Genomic DNA, 6,633 nt, shown 5'->3' with positions numbered 1-6,633 from the left:
ACCGCGGGCCGCCACCGTGCCAGGCAGGGCGGCCCGCGGTGCCGCGCGGCGTCCGTCAGACGCGCGGGCGCTCCAGGGTGAGCAGCAGGCCCTCGACCGCGCCGGGACCTATGCGGCCCTTCACGTCGGCCGACGTGATCGTCTTCAGGCGCCAGCCCTCCTCGGCGTGCTTGTTGAGGGTCTTCTCGAGCTTGTCGCCGTCCAGCGCGTCGCCGATCAGCGACTCGCGGAAGGTGACGACCTTGTACTCGTACACGGTGGGCGTGCTCATGCGGTGATGCCTCCGGGTGGCGGAGTCGGCGTGGGCCGACATGATCGATCCGACAGGGGCACAGCCAACCACCTCCCGCCCGGCGGCGCGACGCCCTTGCGCCCCTCCCTCCGCGGGGACGGCGAAGGGGCCGGCCCGCCCGACGGCGTGACCGGCCCCTTCGGCCGAGCTGGGGAGGCGGTTCAGCGGCCGGCGTTCTCGCGCCCGGCCTCGTTCCCCGCCCTGGCCGCCTTCGCGGCCTTCTCGGCGTGCAGCTGCTTGACGCGCTCCTGCTCCTTGCGGACGTCCGCCTGGAGGGCCTGTTCCTTCTCCAGCCACTCGGGGCGCTCGTCGCGCAGCGCGTTGATCTGCTCCGTGGTCAGCGCCTCGGTGATGCCGGCGCGGGCCAGGCCTGAGGCGGAGACGCCCAGCCGCGCCGCCACGACCTGACGGGGGTGCGGGCCGTTGCGCCGCAGCTCCCGCAGCCACTCGGGCGGGTCGGTCTGGAGCTGGTTCAGCTCGGCGCGCGAGACGACGCCCTCCCGGAACTCGGCGGGCGTGGCCTCGAGGTACACACCCAGCTTCTTCGCCGCGGTGGCGGGCTTCATCGTCTGGGTGTTCTGGTGCGACTTCATACCGCCAAGCGTAACGACCGCGCGGAGCGCCTCCGACCACGCCGGGTAGCCTGGGCCGGGTGACAGACTCCGCCGCATCCCCCGTCTTCCGGCTCGCCTACGTACCGGGAGCCACGCCCGCCAAGTGGGTGCGGATCTGGAACGAGCGCTTCCCGGGCACCCCGCTCGAACTGACGGCGGTGGAGGCCCACGAGGCCCAGGAGCTGCTGCGCACCGGCGGCGCGGACGCCGGACTGGTCCGCCTGCCCGTCGACCGCGACGTCTTCAGCGCCATCCCGCTCTACACCGAGACGACGGTGGCCGTGGTTCCCAAGGACCACCTGATCACCGCCGCGGAGGAGATCTCCGTCGAGGACCTCGCCGAGGAGGTCGTCCTGCACCCGCTGGACGACGTGCTCGGCTGGGAGCGGCTGCCCGGCGAGGAGGCCTTCGAGAGGCCGGCCACCACCGGGGACGCCGTCGAGCTGGTCGCGGCGAACATCGGTGTGCTGGTGGTGCCGCAGTCCCTCGCCCGCTTCCACCACCGGCGGGACCTCACCTACCGGACCGTCGTCGACGCGCCGCAGTCGGAGGTGGCGCTGGCCTGGCCGCAGGACGCCACCACGGACGCGGTGGACGACTTCATCGGCGTGGTGCGGGGGCGCACCGCCAACAGCACCCGGGGGCGGCGCGCCGCCGAGCCCGAGCGGAAGCAGGAGCCCACCCGCGCCACCCGTGGCACCGCGCAGGGCGGCCGGCAGAAGCCGCAGGGCGGCGGCGGCCGGGGCGGCCGCTCCTCCACGGCCGGCGGCAAGGGCGGCGCCCCGCGCCGCGGCGGCGGCAGGCCCAAGCGGCGGGGCTGACCCCACCGGACGCCCGCGCCTGAGACCCGGGCCCGGGCCCGCCCGTGCGGCGCGGCGTCGCCCCATGCTGTGTGCGGGACGCGGCTCAGGGCGCAGGCGATCGCGTGGCTCAGGGCGCAGGCGATCGCGTGGCTCAGGGAGAGGCCACCGCGCGGCCCACCGACTCCACCAGCGGCAGCAGGCGGTACGGCACACGCTCGCGCAGCGCCACCTCCGTGCGGGTGCGGACCACCCCCGGGAGGCTGATCAGCTTCTGGATCACGTCCTCCAGGTGGCCGTTGTCCCGCGCCACCACCCGGGTGAGCAGGTCCCCGCCGCCCGTGATGGAGAAGGCCTCGACGATCTCCGGGACCGCCGCCAGCTCGTCGCCCACCTCGTCCAGGTGCCCCTGGGTCACCTCGATGTGGACGAACGCGAGCACCGGGTGCCCCAGTGCCCCGGGCGACAGCGCGGGTCCGGTCCCCGTGATCACCCCCCGGCGCTCCAGCTGGTCCAGCCGGGCCTGCAGGGTGCCCCGGGCCACCCCGAGGATGCGTGCGTACTCACGCGCGCTGGTGCGCGGCTGCTCCAGCAGCAGCCGAAGGATGCGGGTGTCGAGCTCGTCCACGGACATGGCCGCCGACTGTAGCAACGGGCCGGTCGCCCGCCTTTGCGCCGGGGCGCCCGAAAGGTGGTCCGATGGCCCTCTCCCGGCCGATGCATGCTCGGGAATGCTGTGCCAATGGCCCAGTGTTCTCGTGGTCGTTTGAGCCATCGGCGTCCGTCATGGTCAAATGGTCGGGTCAATGGCGCTGCGGATCCCCGCGGCGTCTTTTTTGTGCCGCTTTTCATGGCGCCGGTTCGGCCGGGCACCGCCGGGACGGCGTCGAGGAGGGTGAGACCTTGGTCCTGACACAGAGGAAGCCGTGGACGCGGGCGTTCGTGCCGCCGGCCGGCCCCGGGCTGGTCCGGCTGCGCTTCGCCTCGCGAGGCGTGCTCGGCATCGCCGCGGCCGTGACGGCGTGCGGGCTGATCGGCCAGGACATCGCCGGCCTGGCGACCGGCGGCCTCGCCGCCCTGCTGGTCCTGTTCACCGTCACCGACCCGACGGTGCGCGGTCAGGCCGTCACGGTCGCCCTGCAGCCGCTGGTGGGCCTGCCCGTGCTGGCGGCCGCCGCGCTGCTGCACGGGCGCCCGGTGGCAGGCGGCCTGGTCTTCGTGGCGATCGGCGGCCTCGGCGTGTACGCGCGCCGCTGGGGGCCGCGCGGTCACACCCTGGGCGCCTTCGCCTTCATGTGCTTCTTCGTGGCCCAGTTCGGCCGCGTCACGCCCGCCACACTGCCGTCCCTCTGTGTCGCCGTCCTGGTGTCCGTCGCCGTGGCGGCCGTGGTCCGCTTCGGGCTGTGGTGTTACGAGCGCCGTCTCGCGCAGCCCGTCCCGCCGGCGCCGCCCGCCGGAGGCGCCGGGCTGCGCCGCCTCACCACCCGGCAGGCCCTCCAGGTGACCGCCGGCTGCCTCTTCTCGCTCCCGGTCGGCCACCTGCTGTCGCACGAGCGGTGGTACTGGGCCGTCGGCGCGACCTGGTGGATCTTCGTCAACGTGACCTCCCGCGGCGAGACCGCCGTGCGCGGCTTCCGCCGGGTTCTGGGCACCTGCCTCGGCGCGCTCCTCGGCCTCGTCCTCACCCTGCCGCTGCACGGCGCGCCCGTCCCCTCGGCGGTCGTCGCGGCCGTCGCCGTCTTCGGGATCTTCTACACGGCGCAGACCTCCTACACGTGGATGATGCTGTCGGTCACGGTCCTCGCCCAGGCCCTCTACGGGCTGGCCGGGCTGCTCGACGGCCACCTGCTGGCGCTGCGGGTGGCCGAGACGCTGGCCGGCGCGGCCGGCGCCTGGCTGGCCGTGCTGCTGGTGCTGCCGGTCACCACCCACGCGTTCAACGACGCCTGGATCCGGCGCGCCGTGCGGTGCGTGCACGCCTGCACCACCGAGGCCGCGGCCCGGCTGGCCGGCGACCCCGACGCGGACCCGGCGCCCCGGGTGGCCGAGCTCGAGGGACTCCTGGGGCAGGTGCGCAAGACCGTCGCGCCGCTGGTGCACCCCCTGTACCTGGGCCGGGAGCGCCGGGAGCGTGCCCGGCAGGTGCTGGTGCTGCTCGACGAGTGCGCCCGTGAGGTCCGCGCGCTGGTGTCCGTGGCCGCCGACCCGGAGGCATCGCACGACGCCCGGCTGGCCGCCGCGTGCTGGCGGGTGGAGGCGGCCGTCGAGGCACTCACCGGGCCTGCCGCCGGACGGTCCGTGGAGACCGGTCGGCGGGAACCGGTCACCGAAGGGGCGCTGGCCCACCTGCACGGTGTCGAGCGGGCCCTGGTGGCCCTGGCCGAGCCGCTGCGGGCCTCCGCGCCCGCCGGGGCGTCCACGCCGGCCCGGGCCTGACCGGGCCCGGCGCGCCTCCCGCGCGGCTGTGGCGGGATCCTGTCACGCCCGGCGGGCACAACCGCCGCGCAGGTCCGGAACTGCCGCCCGCGTCCTGGCGGGGGGAGTCGCCGCTCCAGATCCGGCGTGCTGCCTGCCGCGGCCGCCGAGCAGAGCTGCCGCGTCGGGTTCGGAGCCGCCTGCCGCGTCCCGTCGCGCGGAGCAGCCGCGCCCGGCCGAGGGGCAGCCGCAACCCCGCCGTCGGGTCCCCGCGACACCTGCCGAAGTGTGCCGAATTTGGTCTAGGCCAATCGCGGCCGACTGCTACCGTCGCAGGGACCGGCACACCGGCGCACCGGCGGACAGCTGACCGCCCGGCACGCCGGCCCACCGGCACGGCAGACGGGCACGGCGGCGAGAGGGGACCAGCGGTGACGGACGGCGGCGTGGCGCGGGGGTCCAGGGCGTACATCGGGTCCTTCACCGCGGCCGGAGGTCCCGGACTGGTCACCGCCGACCGTGACCCGGGCACGGGGGCGCTCACCCTCGCCGGAGCCTTGGACGATCTCCCCGACCCGTCCTACCTGGCCCTGTCCGAGGACGGCGGAGTGCTCTACGCGGTGAGCGAGACCGCCCGGGGCGCCGTCGCCGCCTACCGCCTCACCGGGGACCTCCCCGTCCGCCTGGGCCCGCCGGTGCCGGTCGGTGGGAGCGGTCCCACCCACCTGAGCCTCTTCGCCGGTCAGGTGCTGACCGCCAACTACAGCTCCGGCAGCGTCTCCGCCCTGCGGACCCGGCCCGACGGCGGCCTGCGCAGGGCCCTCGCCGCCGTGCTGGCGCACACCGGATCCGGCCCCTCCAGCCTGCGCCAGCAGGGACCGCACGCCCATCAGGTGCAGCCCGACCCCACCGGCCGCTGGGCGGTCAGTGTCGACCTCGGCACCGACTCCGTCCGGGTCTGCGCGGTCGAGGAGGAGGGCCTGCGGGTGCACCGGGAGATCAAGATGCGCCCCGGGTCGGGGCCCCGGCACCTGGCCTTCCATCCGGACGGCGACCGCGCCTACGTGGTCAACGAACTGACCCCCACCGTCACCGTCTGCCGCTGGACGGCCGCGCGAGGGCTCCTGGAGCCGCTGTGCGAGCTGGGCGTGCTGGAGGGGGCGCCGGTGGGCGACGCGTATCCCTCGGGCGTCGTGGCGTCCGCCGACGGCCGTTTCGTGTGGACCGCCACCCGCGGGGCGGACCTGATCTCGGTGTTCGCCGTCGACGGGGAGACCCTGCGCCTGCGGGCCACCGTGCCCTGCGGCGGGCACTGGCCCCGCGCCCTCACCGCCGGCGGGCGCTTCCTCTACGCGGCCAACGAGCGCTCCGGCGACGTCACCTGGTTCGAGACCGACCTCGCCACCGGGGTGCCGGAGCGGCGCGGTGCGGTCGCGGTCCCGGCCGCCTCCTGCGTGGTCGTCGGCTGACAGCGCACCGCTGACGGCGCACGGCTGACGGCGCACCGCTGACGGCGCACGGCTGAGGGCGGCCGTCGTTCCGACTGCCACCGGTCTCCGCAGGACCGGCGGCTCAGCGGACGGGCATGCCCTGGGGCTGCTGGGGTGCGATGCCCAGGGCCGTCGTGTACTTGGCGAGAGCCAGCTTGCCGACGGCCGGGTAGGCGCCCAGCGGCTCGGCGGCCGGGCAGCCCGCCTCCTGCGCGGCTGCCTCCAGCAGCTCCGGCTGGACCTCGGGACCGATCAGGTACGGGGCGAGCGCGAGCTGCTGCGAACCCGCGTGGCGCAGCTGCTCGGTCACGGAGGCGAGGGAGCCCTCCTGGTCCAGCGCCGCCGCCATGACCGGGACGGCGAGCCGCGCGGCCAGCAGCATGCCGGTGATGCCGGCGGCCTGGACGGCCTCCTCGCCGCCCACGGTCGCCAGGATGATGCCGTCGGCGGCCGTGTGCACGGTGAACAGACGGGCGCGGTCGGCACGGGCGTGACCCGCCTCCGACAGCCGCACGTGCAGCGCCTCGGCCAGCAGCGGGTGCGGGCCCAGGACGTCGGTCAGGTCGGCGGCGACCCGGCTGTCCATGACCGCCTGGCGCACCTGGCGCAGCAGGGCGCTGTCCGGGCCGGCCAGCAGCGGCACCACGACGGCCACCGGACCGTCGGGCTCCTGCACGTCCGAGCCGGCGGCGCGCGCCAGTTCGTAGCGCGCGGTCCGCTCCTCGGCGGCGCGCGTCAGCACGGACTGCAGGGTGGGGAATTCCTCGTCGTCCCCGTCCAGATAACCGATGCGCCCGTCCAGGCCGGGCAGCTCGGAGCGCGCGATGCTCACGACCTCCTCGGCGAGGCTGCGGGTCGCGGTGCTGGGAGTGCCAGGCACCGCGAGCACCAGTGCGGGCGCGCCCTCAGGGGCAGCCAGGGGCTCGGGCCGGCGGTGCCGGCCGGGCTGGCGGGGACGCGGCATTCGTACAGGCAGGCCTGCGGGCCCAGTGGGGGAGCTCATGCTGCCGCATGCTAGTGGC

At 75.7% G+C, this 6,633-nt stretch carries 7 protein-coding genes; 3 read left to right on the top strand and 4 right to left on the bottom strand.

Annotation, left to right across the window (positions count from 1 at the left end):
• Positions 1–55 precede the first annotated feature (55 nt).
• Together ACOV8S_RS29950 and ACOV8S_RS29945 are read right to left on the bottom strand one after the other, a co-directional pair.
• Complete coding sequence (locus ACOV8S_RS29950) at positions 56–271, bottom strand: DUF4177 domain-containing protein (RefSeq protein ID WP_108957204.1); 216 nt, start codon at positions 269–271, stop codon at positions 56–58.
• A gap of 182 nt (positions 272–453) precedes the next feature.
• The gene (locus ACOV8S_RS29945) at positions 454–885 is read right to left on the bottom strand and encodes a DUF5997 family protein (protein ID WP_448321616.1); all 432 of its coding nucleotides are present in this window, start codon (positions 883–885) and stop codon (positions 454–456) included.
• Between the two features lie 59 nt (positions 886–944).
• Here ACOV8S_RS29945 and ACOV8S_RS29940 point away from each other — a divergent pair, with 59 nt between their 5' ends.
• Entirely contained in the window at positions 945–1,727 is a 783-nt protein-coding gene (locus ACOV8S_RS29940; RefSeq protein WP_448321615.1) for a LysR family transcriptional regulator substrate-binding protein, read from the top strand.
• A 133-nt stretch (positions 1,728–1,860) separates the two neighbouring features.
• Here the strand turns inward: ACOV8S_RS29940 and ACOV8S_RS29935 are convergent, their stop codons facing one another.
• On the bottom strand, positions 1,861–2,340 hold the full coding sequence (locus ACOV8S_RS29935) for an Lrp/AsnC family transcriptional regulator (RefSeq protein ID WP_448321614.1): 480 nt from the start codon (positions 2,338–2,340) through the stop codon (positions 1,861–1,863).
• A 275-nt stretch (positions 2,341–2,615) separates the two neighbouring features.
• Between ACOV8S_RS29935 and ACOV8S_RS29930 the strand changes: the two genes are divergently transcribed.
• Positions 2,616–4,142, top strand: coding sequence for an FUSC family protein (locus ACOV8S_RS29930; protein ID WP_448321639.1), 1,527 nt, complete (start codon positions 2,616–2,618; stop codon positions 4,140–4,142).
• 410 nt (positions 4,143–4,552) lie between these two features.
• Complete coding sequence (locus ACOV8S_RS29925) at positions 4,553–5,590, top strand: lactonase family protein (protein ID WP_448321613.1); 1,038 nt, start codon at positions 4,553–4,555, stop codon at positions 5,588–5,590.
• Between the two features lie 103 nt (positions 5,591–5,693).
• Here the strand turns inward: ACOV8S_RS29925 and ACOV8S_RS29920 are convergent, their stop codons facing one another.
• Positions 5,694–6,614, bottom strand: a complete 921-nt coding sequence (locus ACOV8S_RS29920) for a sirohydrochlorin chelatase (protein WP_448321612.1) — start codon at positions 6,612–6,614, stop codon at positions 5,694–5,696.
• Between the last annotated feature and the right edge of the window lie 19 nt (positions 6,615–6,633).

The sequence above is a fragment of the Streptomyces sp. CO7 genome (assembly GCF_053474865.1).
This window is presented reverse-complemented; position numbering and strand designations above follow the sequence as displayed.